Annotated in this window: 16 protein-coding genes; 8 read left to right on the top strand and 8 right to left on the bottom strand. The window is 62.1% G+C overall.

Annotated features, from left to right (window positions below):
• Window positions 1-473 precede the first annotated feature (473 nt).
• Window positions 474-884, top strand: coding sequence for a hypothetical protein (locus BG60_RS25105; protein WP_008348321.1), 411 nt, complete (start codon window positions 474-476; stop codon window positions 882-884).
• 14 nt (window positions 885-898) lie between these two features.
• Here the strand turns inward: BG60_RS25105 and BG60_RS25100 are convergent, their stop codons facing one another.
• Window positions 899-1,645 (bottom strand): FadR/GntR family transcriptional regulator, encoded by a 747-nt coding sequence (locus BG60_RS25100; protein WP_008348324.1) that lies wholly within the window; start codon window positions 1,643-1,645, stop codon window positions 899-901.
• Window positions 1,646-2,243: 598 nt separating this feature from the next.
• Here BG60_RS25100 and BG60_RS25095 point away from each other — a divergent pair.
• Window positions 2,244-2,666, top strand: coding sequence for a hypothetical protein (locus BG60_RS25095; RefSeq protein WP_008348325.1), 423 nt, complete (start codon window positions 2,244-2,246; stop codon window positions 2,664-2,666).
• Window positions 2,667-2,696: 30 nt separating this feature from the next.
• On the opposite strand, the gene BG60_RS25090 is transcribed toward BG60_RS25095, so the two are convergent.
• A complete protein-coding gene (locus BG60_RS25090) occupies window positions 2,697-2,945 on the bottom strand; it encodes a hypothetical protein (protein ID WP_034473162.1) in 249 nt (82 codons plus the stop codon).
• 146 nt (window positions 2,946-3,091) lie between these two features.
• On the opposite strand from BG60_RS25090, the gene BG60_RS25085 reads away from it, so the two are divergent.
• Window positions 3,092-5,776 (top strand): excinuclease ABC subunit UvrA, encoded by a 2,685-nt coding sequence (locus tag BG60_RS25085; protein WP_033536222.1) that lies wholly within the window; start codon window positions 3,092-3,094, stop codon window positions 5,774-5,776.
• Here BG60_RS25085 and BG60_RS25080 read toward each other — a convergent pair.
• Together BG60_RS25080 and BG60_RS25075 are read right to left on the bottom strand one after the other, a co-directional pair.
• Window positions 5,756-6,295, bottom strand: a complete 540-nt coding sequence (locus BG60_RS25080) for an HD domain-containing protein (protein WP_034473166.1) — start codon at window positions 6,293-6,295, stop codon at window positions 5,756-5,758. The genes BG60_RS25085 and BG60_RS25080 overlap by 21 nt on opposite strands.
• 59 nt (window positions 6,296-6,354) lie before the next feature.
• Window positions 6,355-7,071 (bottom strand): YdcF family protein, encoded by a 717-nt coding sequence (locus BG60_RS25075; protein ID WP_008348333.1) that lies wholly within the window; start codon window positions 7,069-7,071, stop codon window positions 6,355-6,357.
• A gap of 415 nt (window positions 7,072-7,486) precedes the next feature.
• Here BG60_RS25075 and BG60_RS25070 point away from each other — a divergent pair, with 415 nt between their 5' ends.
• The 5 genes from BG60_RS25070 (at window position 7,487) to BG60_RS25050 (ending at window position 13,594) form a co-directional block, all read left to right on the top strand.
• On the top strand, window positions 7,487-7,738 hold the full coding sequence (locus tag BG60_RS25070; RefSeq protein WP_008348335.1) for an acyl carrier protein: 252 nt from the start codon (window positions 7,487-7,489) through the stop codon (window positions 7,736-7,738).
• A complete protein-coding gene (locus BG60_RS25065; protein ID WP_008348336.1) occupies window positions 7,735-8,988 on the top strand; it encodes an acyl-CoA dehydrogenase family protein in 1,254 nt (417 codons plus the stop codon). The genes BG60_RS25070 and BG60_RS25065 overlap by 4 nt, the downstream gene beginning before the upstream one ends.
• Before the next feature lie 2 nt (window positions 8,989-8,990).
• Window positions 8,991-10,058 (top strand): amino acid--[acyl-carrier-protein] ligase, encoded by a 1,068-nt coding sequence (locus BG60_RS25060; RefSeq protein WP_033536223.1) that lies wholly within the window; start codon window positions 8,991-8,993, stop codon window positions 10,056-10,058.
• A complete protein-coding gene (locus BG60_RS25055; RefSeq protein ID WP_008348339.1) occupies window positions 10,055-11,059 on the top strand; it encodes a DUF1839 family protein in 1,005 nt (334 codons plus the stop codon). Before BG60_RS25060 ends, BG60_RS25055 begins: the two co-directional genes overlap by 4 nt.
• A gap of 69 nt (window positions 11,060-11,128) precedes the next feature.
• On the top strand, window positions 11,129-13,594 hold the full coding sequence (locus BG60_RS25050; RefSeq protein ID WP_008348341.1) for a glycosyl hydrolase 2 galactose-binding domain-containing protein: 2,466 nt from the start codon (window positions 11,129-11,131) through the stop codon (window positions 13,592-13,594).
• 10 nt (window positions 13,595-13,604) lie between these two features.
• Here the strand turns inward: BG60_RS25050 and BG60_RS25045 are convergent, their stop codons facing one another.
• From BG60_RS25045 to BG60_RS25035, 4 genes are all read right to left on the bottom strand, one after another.
• On the bottom strand, window positions 13,605-14,543 hold the full coding sequence (locus tag BG60_RS25045) for a Gfo/Idh/MocA family protein (protein ID WP_008348343.1): 939 nt from the start codon (window positions 14,541-14,543) through the stop codon (window positions 13,605-13,607).
• Window positions 14,544-14,680: 137 nt separating this feature from the next.
• Window positions 14,681-14,995: a hypothetical protein gene (locus tag BG60_RS38325; RefSeq protein WP_144403680.1), complete on the bottom strand. Its 315-nt coding sequence runs from the start codon at window positions 14,993-14,995 to the stop codon at window positions 14,681-14,683.
• 138 nt (window positions 14,996-15,133) lie between these two features.
• Window positions 15,134-15,322, bottom strand: a complete 189-nt coding sequence (locus BG60_RS25040) for a hypothetical protein (RefSeq protein WP_144403681.1) — start codon at window positions 15,320-15,322, stop codon at window positions 15,134-15,136.
• 129 nt (window positions 15,323-15,451) lie between these two features.
• Window positions 15,452-18,988, bottom strand: coding sequence for an indolepyruvate ferredoxin oxidoreductase family protein (locus BG60_RS25035; RefSeq protein WP_034473160.1), 3,537 nt, complete (start codon window positions 18,986-18,988; stop codon window positions 15,452-15,454).
• Between the last annotated feature and the right edge of the window lie 25 nt (window positions 18,989-19,013).

The following is a 19,013-nucleotide window of genomic DNA, read 5'->3' as shown; positions in this document are numbered from 1 at the left end:
TTGGCGATTCGTAAAAAAACGCAAGGAATTTGATATGGCCTCGAACGAGGCTTATCGAAAGAAAGAATGCAAGCAGATGAACGCGCGCCGAAGTGGCGATCCGTCGATAACGATTCTTCGACGAAGTGAACCGAGTGCGTGAAAGGCTAACGGCTCACTTACGCGTTCGGTTGACTCGTAGCTGGCAATTTCGTCAGCTTAGCTATTCGGATCCTAGCGTGGAATTGGGGGATTCCGAACTAACCCGTCGGACATGCGGGTGCTTAAGCATGCGATAAGAATTGGGCCGATTGCGCAAACGTTTGATGCGCACGCGCTTAAGCAAGCCTTTTGGACGATAGCTCGACAAGCCATCGCAACAGTAATTAGGCGCGTTTGGAACGAACCGCAACGCCGTCTTTCGGTCGATTTTTCTCGGCCGGCAAGCATCATTCGAGCGTGATAACTTCAACCGATATCCGGAGGAAAAAATCATGCTGCTCTCAGACGATGAACTGGCCCGCTTGCAATCCGTCGCGCCGTTTTTACGAAACGAAGCGCACGCGGCACTCGAGTTGGAAGCGAACTATGAAGTGACGATGGAGCTCGAATCGCATTTGCAACCGGGCCTGCGCATACGCGCGCCGGATTCGTCGCGAACGACGGCCGCTTCGGATGCGCCGCCTTACGCGCTCGATCTGTTCGTTGGCTTGCCGCTGAATGAGTTGCGCGCGCTCTCACATGCCGATGACGCTACACGCGAAGCCGAGATCGCGCGTTTCGGCGCGCGCTTCTCGCCGCGTCTTCTGCGCGCGATTGCCAGGATGGCGCCGCACGAGATCGATCTCGATGCCGGCGTGCAAAGCGAAGCCGGCACGCTTTCGATCATGCTTGAAGAAGATTAAACAACGCACTGCGATCAGTCATTCTTCGATGCGGCCTCATGCGCGCGCCGCAGCCGCTCCCGGCTGTTCGACAAATGCATCCGCATGGCCGCGCGTGCTGCTTCGGGATCGCGGCGTTCGATCGCATCGAAAATATCTTCATGCTCGCGATTCACGCGATCGAGATAGCCAGAAGGATCGTTATGCGCAAGCGCCGCCGAATTGACGCGCGTGCGCGGAATGATTGTGTTGCCGAGCTGGCTCAGGATGCTATGGAAGTAACGATTACCGGTAGCCTTCGCAAGCTCGAGATGAAAGGCCACATCGGCCGCGACCGCGCTGCCTTCGCCCGCTTCGATGAGCCGCTCGAATTCGTCGAGCGCCCGGCGCATCTGCGCGAGGTTTTCATCGGTGCGGCGCATGGCCGCGAGACCGGCCGCCTCGGCTTCGAGGCTGATGCGCAATTCGAGAATCGCCATCACGTCGCGCACGGTGAGATCGCCCGCGGCCTCGATCTGGAACCGCTCCTGATCGCCCGCTTCGAGCACGAATGTACCGATGCCGTGCCGCGTCTGAACGAGGCGCGCAGCCTGCAATCGCGAAATGGATTCGCGCACGACAGTCCGGCTCACGCCGAGTTGCGCCATGATTTCCGATTCGGTCGGCAGCTTGTCGCCGGGCTGAAGCGCGCCGCTGCGAATCCGCTCCGATAACTCGGCGACGACTTCCTCGGTGAGATTTCGGGAGCGGCGAAGCGCGCCGGACGCGAGTGCTTGGGACATTGAAAGGCCGATCTTTGTATGCTCGATGAGCAATTATAGGGCGCGGGACAGCTTGTACGATGACTATCGTTTTCAGCGCGAAATTCGACGTTCCATCGAGGCAATTTCTAGAACCAATAATCGCTTCATTGAGCGAGCCGCATGACGCGGCGAGCTCTGTTCGACGCTGTGCCGGTCATGATGGAAATCCCTATCGAAAACGTCCGAATAGGGACAAAGCAAAGCGTTGATAAACCGTTCGTTGCGGCGTAAAGTTCATGTACCGCATGAAGTGAAACGCGCCCGCCAGACGGCATCAGCCGCACGTCGGCAAATATCCTTTTTGTCCGCGCATTGGCGGTTCGCTTCATCGTCCGGCTCGCGAGTCCATGCCGCATCCGTTGGATTCGCCATCAACTCGCGCAGTCGCGAGCCCGATCACAGCGGTTCACCGGTTAATCGCCACGCATGTCTATGCGTTGCACCACACGTCTTTCGCCTCTCGCGCAAGTCACTCATCGGACAGGCGCTCAACCGGTGGACATCCGTATTCACATTCGCAATTTTCACGGCGATACTGAGACGCGGCATCGAGGTTGGCAGGCAAGGAGACGAGCAAATGATGCGTGAAGTAAGCGGAGCGTTCTACGGCTCCCGTAAGCTGGATGAAGCACTCGAAGACCTGCGCGCAGAAGGAATCGCGGCCGACCGCGTGCGCGTGGCGAGCATGAGCGGCTTCGCGGATTTCCATACTTCGCAAACGCAGAGCAACAATGCGCAGACACAATGGATCGCGGCGGAATACGCGGGGCACGGGGAACATCTGGGCGTGGTAGATACGCACGACTATCCCTACGGACTCGACATGTCGAGCGACGACATCCTCCCCTCGTTCGGCGCGGACGGCGGCGACGCTGACGTGGCATGCAGCATTACACGCGTCATCGTGAGCATTCGCGACGAAGCGGAGATGCGGGCCGTTTGCGACATCTTCTCGCGCCTCGGCACCGACGATATCGACATCGAAAGCGTCGCTGTCTGATCGGCAACGCCCGCCGCTACGATCGGCCCGTCACTGGGTCGTCGTCGCGGGCTTCGCTTTCTTTTTGTGCGTGGAGTGGAAGCTGCCCTGGCGCGTACTGCCGGGCGTGGACGTGTTGTCGCCGCCGACGGTCGGCCCGGCCGTTGCCGCGCCGTGAGCGTTGCCCCTGCCCGATCCGCCATTGCCGTTGCCGCCCGACTGCGCCATCGCAACGCCCGACCCGCCTATCGTCACACCTGCCGTCAGCGCGACCGGAACCCGCACCGGCATTGTCCTCATTTTTTCCCTCGTCGATCAGGTTCACCACCGGTCTGAATGCGATCGCATGCATGATGCGTAATTCAAAATGCCATCTGGTATCTGGCATGCTGCATGCGAATTCATTACTTCCGCCGCCGCGCCCGGCCAGACAACCCGCCCGACTCATGGATGCCCGCAAAACCCAACGCGAATCCGCCTATCGCGACGATGCCGCGCCTGCATCGAGAGCAGGTTTCGTGCGCGTGCGCGGCGCGCGCGAGCACAACCTGAAAAACGTCGATGTCGACGTGCCACGCGACGCCCTCGTCGTCTTCACCGGCGTATCCGGTTCCGGGAAGTCCTCGCTCGCATTCGGCACGCTCTACGCCGAGGCGCAGCGCCGCTATTTCGAATCGGTCGCGCCGTATGCGCGGCGGCTCATCGAACAAGTCGGCGTGCCGCAGGTCGATTCGATCGAAGGCTTGCCGCCCGCCGTCGCGCTTCAGCAGCAGCGTGGCGCACCGAATGCACGCTCGTCGGTGGGCAGCGTGACGACGCTCTCCAGCCTCGTGCGTATGCTCTATTCGCGCACCGGCAGTTATCCGCCGAAGCAGCCCATGCTGTACGCGGAAGATTTTTCGCCGAACACGGTTCAGGGCGCGTGTCCCGTGTGCCATGGCCTCGGCCGCGTCTACGAAGTCACCGAAAAGTCGATGGTGCCCGACGACTCGCTCACGATCCGCGAGCGCGCCGTCGCGGCCTGGCCGCCCGCGTGGCACGGACAAAATCTGCGCGACATACTCGTGACGCTCGGCTACGACGTCGACACGCCGTGGCGCGACTTGCCGAAGAAGGATCGCGACTGGATTCTGTTCACCGAAGAGCAGCCGACGGTGCCGGTGTACGCCGGTCTCACGCCGAAAGAGACGCAAGCCGCGCTGAAACGCGGCGCCGAACCGAGCTATCAGGGCACATTCACCGGCGCGCGCCGCTACGTGCTGCATACCTTCGCGCACACGCAAAGCGCGCTCATGAAAAAGCGCGTGTCGCGCTTCATGGTCGGCAGCGATTGTCCCGCATGTCACGGCAAGCGGCTCAAGAAGGAAGCGCTATCGGTGACGTTCGCAGGGCTCGACATCGCCGAATTCGCGCGTCTGCCGCTCATCCGACTCGCCGATCTACTTGCGCCCATCGCACGCGGAGAATGGCCCGCCAGTGATGAAGCGCCGGCTCCCGCGCTCGCGAGGAAAGACCGCATCGCGGCGACGGCCAAGCGCGTCGCGGCAGGCGGCTCGGCGCACAAGGCCGCGCCGGACGTGCGCCGCACGGCCAATCTTTCCGACGAGAAACGCGCCGCCGCCGAGCGCATCGCGGCGGATTTGCTGGAGCGGCTCGGCACGCTCATCGATCTGGGCCTGGGCTATCTCTCGCTCGATCGCGCGACGCCGACGCTCTCATCCGGCGAACTGCAACGATTGCGGCTCGCGACGCAACTCGCGTCGCAGCTCTTCGGCGTCGTCTATGTGCTCGACGAGCCATCCGCGGGCTTGCATCCGGCCGACAGCGAAGCGCTCTTCGCCGCGTTGCAGCGATTGAAGGCAGCAGGCAATTCGCTGTTCGTCATCGAGCACGATCTGAACACCATGCGGCGCGCGGACTGGCTGATCGATGTCGGTCCGGCCGCCGGTGAACGAGGCGGACATGTGCTGTATAGCGGGCCGCCGGAAGGCCTCGCATCGGTGGAGGAATCGCAGACGCGCAGGCATCTGTTCGCGCCGAAGCAAACGATCGAACGCGTCGCACGCGAACCGCGCGGATGGTTGCGGCTCGAAGGCATCACGCGCAATAACCTGCATGGCATCGATGCCGCGTTTCCGCTCGGCGCCTTCACGACCGTCACCGGCATTTCGGGCTCGGGCAAGTCGAGCCTCGTGAGTCAGGCGTTGCCGGAACTCGTCGCGGAGCGGCTCGGACGCGCGCTCGACGATGCAGAAGAAGACGAGCAGGACCCGCTCTTCGCTCGAGCCGACGCTTCGGCGGGCGGACGCATCGTCGAAGGCATGGGGACGATCCGGCGTCTCGTGCGCGTCGACCAGAAGCCGATCGGCCGCACGCCGCGTTCGAATCTCGCGACCTACACCGGCCTCTTCGATCACGTTCGCAAGCTCTTCGCCGACACGCCGGCCGCGCGAAAGCGCCGCTATGGCGCAGGACGCTTCTCGTTCAACGTCGCGCAAGGACGCTGCCCGACATGCGAAGGCGAAGGCTTCGTCAGCGTCGAGTTGCTGTTCCTGCCAAGCGTCTACACGTCGTGCGCGACATGCCACGGATCGCGCTATAACCCGCAGACGCTGGAAATCGAATGGCATGGCAAGAACATTGCGGATGTGCTCGGCATGACCGTCGATAGCGCATGCGACTTCTTCGCCGATGAAGCCAGCGTCATGCGCGCGCTCGCCGTGTTGCGCGACATCGGCCTCGGCTATCTGCGGCTCGGGCAGCCCGCGACGGAGCTATCAGGCGGAGAAGCGCAGCGCATCAAGCTCGCAACCGAACTGCAGCGCGCGCATCGCGGCGACACGCTCTACATTCTCGACGAGCCGACGACGGGGCTTCATCCCGCCGACGTCGATCGCCTGATGGCGCAACTGCAAGGGCTCGTCGATGCGGGCAATACGGTCGTCGTCGTGGAGCACGACATGCGCGTCGCATCGCTTTCCGATTGGGTCATCGACATCGGCCCGGGCGCCGGTGAAGATGGCGGCCGGATCGTGGCGACGGGCACGCCGCAACGTATCGCCGAACATGCTGCAAGCCGCACGGCGCGTTATTTGAGCGACGCGCTGGCCTCAGGCGACCACGTGTCCTGAAGGGATGCCCTTGCGATAGACCTCATCGAACACGGCTTCGAGTTCCCGGTGCGTGCCACGCAATTCATCGACGACACGCTTCGCCCAATCGAAGTATTCGCGCTTTCTCTCATCGCTCCAGCCGGACGGCGGCGCGGCGAGAATATCGCGCAAATTGCAAGTCTTATCGGCGAGTTTCACGAGCTTCGCGCCGTGACTGATATGCGCCGCGTGTTCGACCTGCAAACGCTTCCTTTCGGCCTTCGACAAGGACTTGTCGTCCGTCACTTCGTCGACGATGCGCCCGATCTCCGCGCCGAACCGCCGCACGAGTTCATCGCGCGATGTGTCCGTGTCTTCGATCGTGTCGTGCAATATGGCGGCGATCAGCACGCGCTCGTCTTCGACCCCGCCTTCGTTCGCGAGCACATGAGCGAGCGCGATCGGATGATTGATGTACGGCGACGCGTCCGCATCCTTGCGGCGCTGCTTGCGATGTTTGTCGGCCGCGAACGCGACGGCGTGGATGAGTTGATTCACTGGATGGCCTTCCGTGTCGTCTTTACCGGAAGTATAGGTCTTGCGCCGACGCGCCAGTCTCAATACAACCCGACCCACCTCCATACATAAAACCGCACGATACCAACCAGCTCATGCAACGCGCTGTTCGAATCGAACCATCCTCTTCGATGCGGACGCCACCACATGAACTGCGGACGAACATAAGCGACGGTCGGCTGTGGATGCAAACCGAAGGCTTCGAACGCGAGCATCGCGCGACGCATGTGAAGCGACGACGTTATCAAAACCGACGTATCGTAGGGCCGCGACCGCAGTATCTTCTCCGTATTGCGCGCGTTCTCATAAGTGTCGAGACTCTGATTTTCGAGGATGAGATCTTGGCGCTTCACGCCTGCGTCGAGAAGCAGGCTTCCATATAAGTCTGCTTCGCTTTGCTCGTGATGCTGCGGGTTGCCTCCGCTCATGATGACAAAACACGCCTTCTCCATCTCGACGCAACGCTTATAGAGCGACGCCGCCAGATCGATGCGCGTCATCGCGTCACCCTTGGGCACGAGACGCCGGTTATGGTCGTACCAGGTCCCCCCGCCCAGCACGATGATCGCCGTGCGCGGGCCGAACGTCGGATCCTTCATCGACGCGTAGTGATCGTTCGCGAGCTGCACGAGCGGCCCCGGAAACCAGCTTCCGAGCCCCCAGAAGACGATAGCCGTCATCACCAGAATCATGCCGCGCCGTTTTCTCCAAACGAGGAACAGCGCGATGAATAGAAGCAGCAGCGATATCAGAACCAATCAATTCACTCCGGAAAGTTATCGTTTCAAAATGCTTTCAGTGTACGCATCGTTTTTGCTTATCACTCATTCGACCATGCGAAGGAGTTACCTATTTATCGAATATGAAGCGCTGACGTGAGTGTGAATCATCGCATCCGATCGCGACGTGCTTGATATCGCACAAAACGATGCTTTCTCGACGAAGCCCTCCGTGCGCCATCGCACGGACGCATAGGCCCGCAAATTCGTTAAATACGATCAAACAATAGCTATAAGAAAACAGTGCGTGCGAGGGCTCTCGTGGAACCGTCTTCGCGAGACAACAACAACACCACTGCCGATTCGCACCGGGGTCAGCGACATTCGATAAGAACTCATCGTCGCGACCCGGGTTAGTTGCACCAATGGCCGGGTACAAGGGAAAACATAGACAATGAAAACTGAATTGCGCCGCATCCTCGCCGAGTCCGCTCGTCTCGACGTGCCCATCGATACGCTCGCCGACGGCGACGATCTCTACGCCGCCGGTCTCTCTTCGCTTGCCACGGTCCATGTGATGCTGGCGATCGAAGACGAGTTCGGCATCGAAATTCCCGATCACATGCTCACGCGCCGTCTCTTTTCGAGCGTCGATTCGCTCGCATCGGCGGTCGACGAACTGCGTCGTTCGCAGGCGGCAGCATGAACGCGCCCGCTCAGGAGCTTGAAGTCGCCGAGCTCGCGCAGAGCGCAATCTTGCGTAGCGAAAGCGAACTGATCGAAGCCGCGAAGCGCGTCGCGGCCGTCGCGGCCCAGTACGCCGACGCGGTCGATCGCGAAGCGCGCTTTCCCGCCGAAGCGGTTGCAGCGATGCGCAAGGAGCGTCTCTTCTCCGCGATGATCCCGACGGAATACGGCGGCGACGGTCTGTCGCTCACCGGCGTCGCGCGCTTGTGCGAGGCACTGGCGCAAGGCTGCGCTTCGTCCGCGATGATCTATGCGATGCATCAGAGCCAGGTCGTTTGCATCGTCGATCATGGCGTGAACGTGCCGTGGCAGCGCGCTTTCCTTGCTCGCATGGTCAGCGAACAGTTGCTGCTCGCATCGGCGACGTCGGAAGAGAACATCGGCGGCAACATGCGTACGAGCGCGTGCGCGGTCGATCTCGTCGACAACGCGTTTCGCATCGAGAAGCTCGCACCGACCATTTCGTACGGCAAGTATTCCGACGCCATTCTCGTGACGGCGCGCCGTCATCCGGACGCGCCGCCCTCCGATCAGGTGCTGATCGTCGCGCCGCGCGAAACGTTCACGCTCGAGCAGCGTGGGACGTGGGACACGCTCGGTATGCGCGGGACATGCAGCGAAGGACATCGACTGGTCGCGAGCGGCATCGCGGAACAGATTCTGCCGACGCCGTTCTCGAAGATCGCCGACGAAAGCATGCTGCCCGTATCCCATACCTTGTGGTCGTCGGTATGGTGCGGCATCGCGAGCGACGCGGCGAATCGCGGGCATCAGTTCTTCCGCAATCAGGCGCGCGGCAAGCCCGCGTTGCCGCCTTCGGCCGCGCGCCTTTCGCAAGTGCTCACGCTCATCAAGATGATGCAGGCGCGGCTGCGCGAATCGCTCGCCAATGTCGAAGCGGCGCAGGCCGAACGCGCGGCGCGCAAGGCGAACCAGAGCAATGACGACGACGCACCGCTCGCGGCGTCGATCGGCATCAACGCCGATCTGAACATGCTCAAGCTGGCGATCTCGCAGTCGGCTTTGCATGTCGTGCAAGAGACGCTGATGATCTGCGGCATGGCGGGCTACAAGAACGACACGCCGTTCAGCGTGGGGCGCCATCTGCGCGATCTGCATTCGGCGCCGCTCATGATCAGCAACGATCGCATCGAATTGAACACGGCGAACCTGCTGCTTGCGCAGCGCGCCGCAACGGGGACCATTTGACGATGAACATGCCGACGGAACAGGCCGCCATGATGCAGGCCGAAGCACAAGCACAATCACAAGAGACACAGGCACCGTACGACAAATCGGACTTGACCTTGCGCGATCGCCTGATCGAAGCGGGCATTCTGCTCGATACCGGCGAAGACGGTCTCTATGGCCGCAGCGAAGTATTCGAGGATGTCGTCGAACGGCTCAATCAGGCCATCACGATGCTCGGCGCGGATCAACACGCGGAAGTGCTGCGCTTTCCGCCCGCGATGCGCCGCCGCGATTTCGAGGACAGCGAGTATCTGAAGAGCTTCCCGAATCTGGCGGGCACGATCCACTCCTTCCAGGGCAACGATCGCGGGCATCATCGCCTGCTCGAAGCGCTCGACAAGATCGTGCATATCGGTGAAGAGGAAGAGCGCTCCGACGAATGGATGGATCAGCAAAAGCCGACGCGCCTCGTGCTCACGCCGGCCGCGTGCTATCCGATCTATCCGCTCGTCGCGAAGCGCGGCAATCTCGCGGCTGACGGCGCGATCTTCGATGCGTTCTCGTACTGCTTCCGCCACGAGCCGTCGATCGATCCGGGCCGCATGCAGATGTTCCGGATGCGCGAATACATCCGCGTCGGCAGCCCCGAGCAAGTGATGGCGTTCCGTCAGAAGTGGATCGACCGCGGTTCGCTGCTCGTCAATCTGCTGCAACTGCCTTTCGAAATCGATCTCGCCAACGATCCGTTCTTCGGTCGCGGCGGCATGATCGTCGCCGATAGCCAGCGCGCGCAGCAACTGAAGTTCGAACTGCTCGTGCCCGTCGCGACGCCCGACCGTCCGACCGCGTGCCTGTCGTTCAACTATCACCAGGACCACTTCGGCGAGCTGTGGCACATCCGTCAGGCCGACGATCAGGTCGCGCATACCGCGTGTGTCGGCTTCGGCATGGAGCGCACGACGCTCGCGCTCTTCCGTCACCACGGTCTCGATGTCAAGGCGTGGCCGGAGAAAGTGCGTCAGTTGCTTTGGGGCGACAAGGCGCCGCTCATCGAGGAAGGCCTCGCGAACCTGGGAAACAAGGCATGAACGCACGCTCGCCGGCAGAAGCCGTGACCGACACGTCCATGCCTGCGGACACCGCCTACATCCAGCACGCGCTGCATCGCGAAGAGCGCGTCTGGCTGGAGACGAACTGCTATGTCGACTTGTGGATCGAGTTGCTGCATCACTACGGCTGCGATCCGCATGCGGCGCTCGGTTTCACGGTGACGCAGGCATTCGAGGGCGATCAGTTCACGTTCCCGAAGTTTTCGCTCGACGATATCGCGCGGCTCTATGGCCTGCAGGCGCAAGAGCTCGCGATCTACGACACGCTGGAAGCGCACGTGCGCGAGCAGACGCGCCGCGGGCAGATCGTGGTGGTCGAGATGGACTCGTACTATCTGCCCGACACACGCGCGACCGCGTATCGGCAGACGCATACGAAGACGACCATCGCGATCGACGCCATCGACACGGAAGCGAAGCGCATCACGTACTTCCATAATGCGGGTTACTTCGCGTTGGCGGGCGAGGACTACGATGGCGTGTTCCGTCTGATGCCGGGCCTCGCAAGCGATGTGCACGCGCTCTTCCCGTACGTCGAGTTCGTGAAGCGCGCGCGTGCGCCGCTCGAAGGCGATGCGATGGTGCAACGCTCGGTCGAGTTGCTCAAGCTGCGTCTCGCGGAACGTCCCGCGGTGAATCCCGTTGCGCAATGGCGCGCGGAATTTCCCGAGCATCTGCGTGCGTTGCTCGAACGCGATCCCGCGTACTATCACCTCTACACGTTCAACGTGATGCGTCAGCTCGGCTCGAACTTCGAGTTGCTGTCGAAGTATCTCGGCTGGCTGAACCGGCACGGCGTGGAAGTATCGAGCGATATTCAGACGAGCGCTCAAGCGATCGCGAGCGAAGCGATGGTCATGCAGTTTCGACTCGCGCGCGCCCGCATGCGCTCGCGCTCGGACCTGTGCGAAGACTGCCTCGATTCGATGCAGGCTTCGTACGACAAGGTTATCGAGCCGCTCGCCGCGCGCTTTCTGTGAACGCCGAAGCCGCGCGCATGCCGCGCGGCTTTGGCGTCGTTCTTCGCATTCCATCGACGAGGTAGGTTCATGCACGACCAGTGCGCGCACGCGGCGCGGCGTCTTTCAGAAGGCTGGCAATGCGTGAGCACGCCAGCGGGTTCATGCGCGACGCCCGCATCGCTCGACACCGTCACGCAGTGGATCGACGCGCCCGTGCCGGGCACGATCGCATCCGCATTGCGCGCGCAAGGCGTCAGCGATGAAGCGCTCGCGCAGCCGTTCGCGCATTCCGATCATTGGTATCGCGTGAAGCTCGCGGGCGACGGCATGCGGCGCTTGCGCTTCAATGGGCTCGCGACCATCGCCGAAATATGGCTCGACGATCGCAAGCTGCTCGAATCGGATTCGATGTTCGTCGCGCACGATCTCGACGTCGAACTCAACGGCGAGCATACGCTTCATCTGTGCTTCCGTTCGATCGCGCCCGCGCTTGCCGCCAAACGCGGACGTGCGCGCTGGCGTCCGAAGCTCGCGCAACCCGCCACGTTGCGCAACGTTCGCACGACGCTGCTCGGGCATATGTCCGGATGGTGTCCGACGATTCAACCGGCGGGTCCGTGGCGCCCCATCGAATTGATCGGCGAAACGCGCGCGTGCATCGACAACGTGGATCTGCGCACGAGCATCGACGGCAACGATGGCATGCTCGATGTCACCGTGCGCTACTTTCATGCACAGGAACAGGCGCCGGTTCGCATCGAATGTGGCGACGCGCACGCCACGCTGGAATGGCACGACGCGCGCACGCTCAAAGGCCGCGTGCGCGTGCCCGATGTGCGCTTGTGGTATCCGCACACGCATGGCGAGCCATCGCGCTATGCCGTGAAGCTCGGCGATATCGATCTCGGCGAAGTCGGCTTTCGCACGATAGAAGTCGATCGTGGTGTGGACGGCCGAGGCTTTCAGCTCGTCGTGAACGGCGTGCCTGTATTCGCGCGCGGCGCGTGCTGGACATCGGCCGACATCGTCGCGCTCGATGCGCCGCGCGAGAAACTCGAGAACGTCTTCCGCCTGATTCGCGATGCGGGCCTGAACATCATTCGCGTGAGCGGCATCACGCTCTATGAATCCGACACGTTCTACCAACTCGCCGACGAATACGGCGTGCTCGTGTGGCAGGACTTCGCGTTCGCGAACTTCGATTATCCGGACGACGAAGCATTTCGTGAGAGCGCGCAACGCGAAGCCGAGCAGTTCCTTTCACGCACGCGACGCTTCGCATCGCTCGCGGTGCTGTGTGGCGGAAGCGAAGTGCATCAGCAGGCGGCGATGCTCGGCCTGCCCTTCGACGCGTATCAGCAGCGCCTCTTCACCGAACTCTTGCCGAATGCGATGGCAGCGCAGCGGCCCGACGTCGCGTATGTCGTGAACTCGCCGAGCGCGGCGCCCGGCGACAAGGAGTCGATGCCTTTCGGCACGCGCGGCGGCATTACGCATTACTACGGCGTGCCGGCGTATCAGCGCCCGTTCGACGATGTGCGTCGCGCGCAAGTGCGCTTCGCCTCCGAATGTCTCGCGTTCGCCAACGTTCCCGACGATGTCGCCCTGCGCGCGATACCGAATGCGCGCGCGCACGAACCGCGCTGGAAAGCAGGCGTGCCGCGCGATCCCGGCTCGGCGTGGGATTTCGACGATGTGCGCGAGCATTACATGCGATCGCTCTATCGCATGGACGTGCCGCGTTTGCGCTATGAAAATCCCGAGCGCTATCTGGAACTGTCGCGCGCGGTCGTCGCGGATGTGATCGGCGCGGTGTTCTCGGAATGGCGTCGCGAAGGATCGAGTTGTGCGGGGGGCATCGTATGGAATCTGCTCGATGTGCGTCCGGGCGCGGGCTGGGGCATCATCGACGTTCTCGGCGCACCGAAGAGCGCGCTGCATGGACTCGCGCGCGTGCTTCAACCCGTGCAGGCGTTGATCCTCGATGAAGGTCTCGACGGACTCGACGTTCATCTCGTCAACGATACCGCGCGCGAGATTCGCGCACGGGTCGAACTGGCGTGCCTGCGTGAAGGCGCGATCAAGGTGGCGAGCGGTTCGCGCGATGTCGTATTGCAACCGCGCAGCGTACAACGTGTGTCGTCGAATGCGCTGATCGGCGCATTCTTCGATATCGCATATGCGTATCGCTTCGGCCCGCGCGCGCACGATGCGACGCATGTCGTTCTGCGCGACGCGGACACGAACGAAGTGCTGTCGGAAGCGTTCCACTTCCCCGATCCGTCGATCGGCGAGCGGCGCGATATCGGCTTGAGCGTCACCGTCGAGAAGGACGACGAGGGCTTCAGTCTCATTGTCGAAACGGCGCAGCTCGCGCGCTGGGTGCATATCGCCGATCCGAACTACTTCGCACGCATCGACTGGTTTCATCTCGCGCCGGGAAGCACGCGTCGCATTCCGCTCGTCGCGCGGCACGGGAACGTGAGCGCCGCGCCCGAGGGCGATGTATTCGCGATCAATGCGATTCGAAGCGCGACGTATCGCGCTTCGTGATGCGCGCGCGTCAGCGGCCGAATGCTTCCGTTTCGATGCGCCGTCCGGTGAGGAATGCATCGGCGACGAGTCGCAGCGGTCGCACATCGACATCGCTCGTTTTCGTTTCGATGAGCGTGTGAAAGTGCTCGTACAGCGCGGGATATTCGCGCTCGGCTTCGACATCGATCTCCTTGCCCGCGATCGACAGACGCTTGCCGCCTTCGCGCATCGAGAGGCGGCCCGCGTCCGTTTCGATGTCGATGTCCCATTCCTCGACGGGACCGTGACGCCAATCGAACACCGCGCGCACCGGCGCGCCGTTCATCGCGACGCAATCGAGTTCGGCGGCGATCGGCGTGGATGTATCGGCCGGCATCGTGAGCGTGGCGGCGCGCAGCGCGACTTCATGCGGCAGGATGCGCGTGACGATCGATAGCGCGTTGATGCCTGGATCGAATACGCCGAGACCGCCCGGCTCCCAGATCCATTGCTGCCCCGGATGCCAGCGCCGCACGTCTTCCTTCCATCGCACTTCTACCGAGCGAATCGCGCCCGGTTCCTTCGACGCGAGCCAGGCGCGCGCCGGTTCGACTGCGCTCGCCGCGCGCGAATGCCACGAGGCGAAGAGCGTGCAGCCGTTCGCGCGTGCAACGTCGCGCAATGCTTCGACTTCGCTCACGCTCGCGCCTGGCGGCTTTTCGAGCATGACGTGCTTGCCTGCGTCGAGTGCGGCGAGCGCTTGCGCATAACGCACTTGAGGCGGCGCGCAGAGCGACACTGCATCGACCGACGGCTCGGCGGCGAGCAGCGCGCCGATATCCGGATAGTTGCGCACGCCTTCGACGCTTGCATTGCGGCTCGCGCACGCGACGAGTTCGAACCCCGGCTGCGCGGCTATCGCGGGCAAGTGCTGATCCCGCGCGATCTTGCCGATGCCGACGACGGCGAGCTTGTGTACGGCTTTCATGCGAATGTCTCCTCCTTTCCGTGGAACCGAATCACGTTCCCGCGTGACCGCGGCCGAACAGCGCGGCCCAAAGCGTTTCATGCTTCGGCTTCGTTATTTCCAGAAATAAACCCTCTACGCAAATCTGCGCCAGATTCTCATCGACCCCGATGCCCGTTCCCGTGACCGTTTGCATCGAACGACGTCTCGATATGCGGCGTTTCCTGAACCGCGCCGCGCAAAGGCAGCGAGCATGCAACCCACTTTTCGGGATTTGTGTAGAGGTCGAACCCCTTGAGACGCTTATCCAAATCTAACACCATCGATAGCGTTCCCGCAGTAATGACATAGATCGGCGGATGGATATCGCAGCGCCGGTCGATCTCTTCGCTTAGGTTGACCGTCTTTCGACGGAAGTGGACGAAGCCGCATACTCGATTGCGCAGCGCACAGTGAAGCAATCGCTGTCCCATTGCACTGTCGCACTGGAATCAATATGCGCCGTGGTATGAACGGTGGGCTGCTTCATAGGATGTGTCTGTAAGCGAAGTGAAGAATGGTGTAGTCGCGCTCTCGAACGACGGTGAGCGGCGACTCTATACGCCTCTCGCTTATCGTGATACGCCCGCGTTTTCCTCGCGATAGCCAATGACGGCATCCAGCTCCTCGTCATGGATTGGCTTTGCATTGAACGGCACGGACGGTGGACGGATTTCGAAGCGACCAACCTCAATCGGCTTCTTTGCAGGCTTCCAATCGAACGACGGCTCGTCTCTGCTATACGGCAACGACGATTGCATATTCTGACTCTCGAACATAGCGAGCCAACGGAATACTTTGCCATCCGAATTGATTCGCCACCTGAAGTTACGGTGACGAATCCGCGATACAGCTTCCGATTCGTCACCTCGCGATACCCTATCGCCCGCTCACGCAGTCGCCGCCACCTCCACCGGCGCGCGATAACTTTCGATCAACCGTTCGCGCTTCTTCGCGACGGCCGCGATGTCGCGCTCCTTCACATGCCCGAAGCCGCGGATTTCATCAGGCAGTTTCGCAAGCTTCAACGCGGCATCGCATCGTTGCGCATCGAGCGTCGCAACGAATTCATCGACGAGCGCAATGTAATCCGCGATCATCCGGCGTTCGGTGCGGCGCTCTTCCGTCTTGCCGAACACATCGAACGATGTGCCGCGCAAACCCTTCATCTTCGCGAGCACGCGAAACGCCGGCAGCATCCACGCACCAAAACGCTGCTTCACGAGATGGCCATGCTCGTCGCGTTTAGCGAAAAGCGGCGGCGCGAGATGGAACATCAGCTTGTAATCGCGGCCCGGTTCGCCCTCGAACTGCTCACGCAGCTTGTCGAGATACGCGGGATCGGCATAGAGACGCGCAACTTCGTACTCGTCCTTATAAGCCATCAGCTTCGCGAGATTCACCGCGACGGCGCGCGTAAGGGGTAACTTCGCGTTCAGCAGCTTTTCCTTCTCGCGAATGCGCTCGACGACATCGCGATACGAACGCGCATACGCTTCGCTCTGATACGCCGCGAGCAACGCTTCGCGCGTCGCGATCACGTTCTCCAGCGACTCCGGCATCTTGACGATGACCGCGTGCTGCGTAGACTTGAGCAGATCGCCGGCGCCGTTCTGCGCAACGAAGCGGCCCCAGTTGAACGCGAGCACGTTCTTGTCGACGGCCACGCCGTTCAGTTCGATCGCGCGCGTGAGGCTCGCGAGTTCGAGCGGCAACCAGCCCTTCTGCCACGCGAAACCAAGCAGCAGCGGATTCGAATAGATCGTGTCGCCGAGCAGTTTCAACGCGAGCGCATTGGCATCGACGAACTCGCATCCCGCGCCGATGCTCTCCGACAACGCCTGCTCCGTCTGCGCAGCGGGAAAGGTCCATTGCGCATTCGTGACGAACTCGGCGGTCGGCGTCGCGCCGCTGTTGATCGCCGCGTGCGTGATGCCGTGACGCGTGCGCGACAGCACATCGTTCGATGCTGACACGATCGCATCGCAACCGATGACGAGCCGCGCTTCGCCCGTTGCGATGCGTGTCGCATGCAGCGCTTGCGGCTTCGGCGCGATCTGCACGTGACTCAGCACCGCGCCGCCCTTCTGCGCGAGACCCGCCATATCGAGCACGGTCACGCCCTTGCGTTCGATATGCGCGGCCATGCCGATCAATCCGCCGATCGTCACCACGCCCGTGCCGCCGACGCCCGTCACGAGAATGCCGTAAGGCTTCGACAAGGCAGGCAACGAAGGGATCGGCAAATTATCGAAGTCCGGCTTCACGCCTGCGGCCGCCTTGGGCTCGCGAACCTGCGCGCCTTCAGCGGTGACGAAACTCGGGCAAAAGCCCTTCACGCACGAGAAATCCTTGTTGCACGAAGACTGGTTGATCTTGCGCTTCGTGCCGAGCGGCGTGTCCATCGGCTCGACCGACAGGCAGTTCGATTGCACCGAGCAATCGCCGCAGCCTTCGCAAACCGCATCGTTGATGAACGCGCGACGCGCCGGATCGGGATACGTGCCACGCTTGCGGCGACGGCGCTTCTCCGTCGCGCAAGTCTGGTCGTAGATGAGAATGGTCGTACCTTGCGTATCGCGCAACTCGCGCTGAATGTGATCGAGCTCATCGCGATGATGCACGTTCACGCCCTGGGGCAACGCAACGTTCGCATCGTATTTCTGCGGCTCGTCGGTCACGATGACGATGCGCTTCGCTCCTTCCGCATAGACCTGATGCGCGATCTGCGGCACCGTCAATACGCCGTCGACGGGCTGGCCGCCTGTCATAGCAACCGCATCGTTATAGAGAATCTTGTACGTGATGTTCGCGTTCGCCGCAATCGCCGCGCGCACCGCGAGCAGGCCCGAATGGAAGTATGTGCCGTCGCCGAGATTGACGAAGACGTGTTTATCGCCGGAGAAATGCATCTGGCCGATCCACGCGACGCCCTCGCCGCCCATCTGGCTGAACGTCTCGGTCTTGCGGTCCATCCACATCGACATGTAATGGCAGCCGATGCCCGCGAGCGCGCGCGATCCTTCGGGCACGCGCGTCGATGTGTTATGCGGACATCCCGAGCAGAACCATGGCTTGCGCTCGACATCGACGCGCGGCTTGGTCGCCTCGCGCTCTTTCGCTTCGATCGTTTCGACGCGCGACAACATGCGCGCACGCACGTCTTCGGGAAGATCCGCGCGCGCGAGACGACGCGCGATAGCCTTCGCGATCAACGCGGGCGATAGCTCGTAATGCGCCGGCAGCAACCAGTCGCCGCGCGGCACAGACCATTCGCCGCCTTCGTTGTCGCGCTCGTCGAACTTGCCGTAGATGCGCGGGCGCACGTCTTCACGCCAGTTATAAAGCTCTTCTTTCAGCGCGTATTCGAGAATCTGCCGCTTCTCTTCCACGACGAGAATCTCTTCGAGACCGGTCGCGAACGCGCGTGCGTCCTGCGCATCGAGTGGCCACACGCAGCCCACTTTCAGCACGCGCAGGCCGATCTGCGCGCAGGTGTCATCATCGAGACCGAGATCGACGAGCGCCTGACGCACATCGAGATACGCCTTGCCCGCCGTGATGATGCCGAAGCGCGGCTTGTCCGAATCGATGACGACGCGATTGAGCTTGTTCGCACGCACGTAGGCCAGCGCCGCGTACCACTTCTCGTCGAGCAGACGCGCTTCCTGCGCGAGCGGCGAATCTGGCCAGCGAATGTTGAGGCCGCCTTCGGGCATCGCGTAGTCGTCCGGCGTGACGATCTCCACGCGATCCGGATCGAGATCGATCGATGCCGTCGATTCGACCACATCGGTCACGCATTTCATCGCGACCCACAGGCCCGAATAGCGGCTCATCGCCCATCCGTGCAGACCGTAGTCGAGATACTCCTGCACGTTCGACGGATACAGCACCGGAATGCCCGCCGCGATGAACGCATGATCCGACTGATGCGCGACCGAGGACGACTTCGCCGCGTGATCGTCGCCAGCGAGGACAAGCACGCCGCCATGCTTGTCGGTGCCTGCGGAATTCGCGTGCTTGAAAACATCGCCGGTGCGGTCGACGCCCGGTCCCTTGCCGTACCACATGCCGAACACGCCATCGCGTGTCGCGCCCGGCCACAGATTGATCTGCTGCGTGCCCCAGATCGACGTCGCCGCGAGATCCTCGTTCACGCCCGGCTGAAACACGATGTCGTTATTCTTCAGATGCGCCTTCGCCTTCCATAGCGACTGATCGAGCGCACCGAGCGGCGATCCGCGATAGCCCGAAACGAAGCCCGCCGTGTTCAGCCCCGCCTTGCGGTCGCGCGCTTTCTGCAACATCGGCAGACGCACGAGCGCCTGCGTGCCGCTGATATAGACGCGGCCTTTCTCCAGCGTGTATTTATCGTCGAGCGTTACGGTTGCAGCGGCTAGTGCGGCGCGATCGGGTGCGTTCATGAGGGCATGTCTCCGGAATTCGGGA

The organism is Caballeronia zhejiangensis, from assembly GCF_000698575.1.
In the GTDB taxonomy this organism is placed as follows: Bacteria; Pseudomonadota; Gammaproteobacteria; order Burkholderiales; family Burkholderiaceae; genus Caballeronia; species Caballeronia zhejiangensis.
This window is presented reverse-complemented; position numbering and strand designations above follow the sequence as displayed.

Excerpts from the sequence above, each read along its gene's own strand:
- BG60_RS25105 (WP_008348321.1), top strand. The coding sequence starts at position 474 with ATGCTGCTCTCAGACGATGAACTGGCCCGCTTGCAATCCGTCGCGCCG.
- BG60_RS25100 (WP_008348324.1), bottom strand. The coding sequence starts at position 1,645 with ATGTCCCAAGCACTCGCGTCCGGCGCGCTTCGCCGCTCCCGAAATCTC.
- BG60_RS25095 (WP_008348325.1), top strand. The coding sequence starts at position 2,244 with ATGATGCGTGAAGTAAGCGGAGCGTTCTACGGCTCCCGTAAGCTGGAT.
- BG60_RS25090 (WP_034473162.1), bottom strand. The coding sequence starts at position 2,945 with ATGAGGACAATGCCGGTGCGGGTTCCGGTCGCGCTGACGGCAGGTGTG.
- BG60_RS25085 (WP_033536222.1), top strand. The coding sequence starts at position 3,092 with ATGGATGCCCGCAAAACCCAACGCGAATCCGCCTATCGCGACGATGCC.
- BG60_RS25070 (WP_008348335.1), top strand. The coding sequence starts at position 7,487 with ATGAAAACTGAATTGCGCCGCATCCTCGCCGAGTCCGCTCGTCTCGAC.
- BG60_RS25065 (WP_008348336.1), top strand. The coding sequence starts at position 7,735 with ATGAACGCGCCCGCTCAGGAGCTTGAAGTCGCCGAGCTCGCGCAGAGC.
- BG60_RS25060 (WP_033536223.1), top strand. The coding sequence starts at position 8,991 with ATGAACATGCCGACGGAACAGGCCGCCATGATGCAGGCCGAAGCACAA.
- BG60_RS25055 (WP_008348339.1), top strand. The coding sequence starts at position 10,055 with ATGAACGCACGCTCGCCGGCAGAAGCCGTGACCGACACGTCCATGCCT.
- BG60_RS25050 (WP_008348341.1), top strand. The coding sequence starts at position 11,129 with ATGCACGACCAGTGCGCGCACGCGGCGCGGCGTCTTTCAGAAGGCTGG.
- BG60_RS25045 (WP_008348343.1), bottom strand. The coding sequence starts at position 14,543 with ATGAAAGCCGTACACAAGCTCGCCGTCGTCGGCATCGGCAAGATCGCG.
- BG60_RS38325 (WP_144403680.1), bottom strand. The coding sequence starts at position 14,995 with ATGGGACAGCGATTGCTTCACTGTGCGCTGCGCAATCGAGTATGCGGC.
- BG60_RS25040 (WP_144403681.1), bottom strand. The coding sequence starts at position 15,322 with ATGCAATCGTCGTTGCCGTATAGCAGAGACGAGCCGTCGTTCGATTGG.
- BG60_RS25035 (WP_034473160.1), bottom strand. The coding sequence starts at position 18,988 with ATGAACGCACCCGATCGCGCCGCACTAGCCGCTGCAACCGTAACGCTC.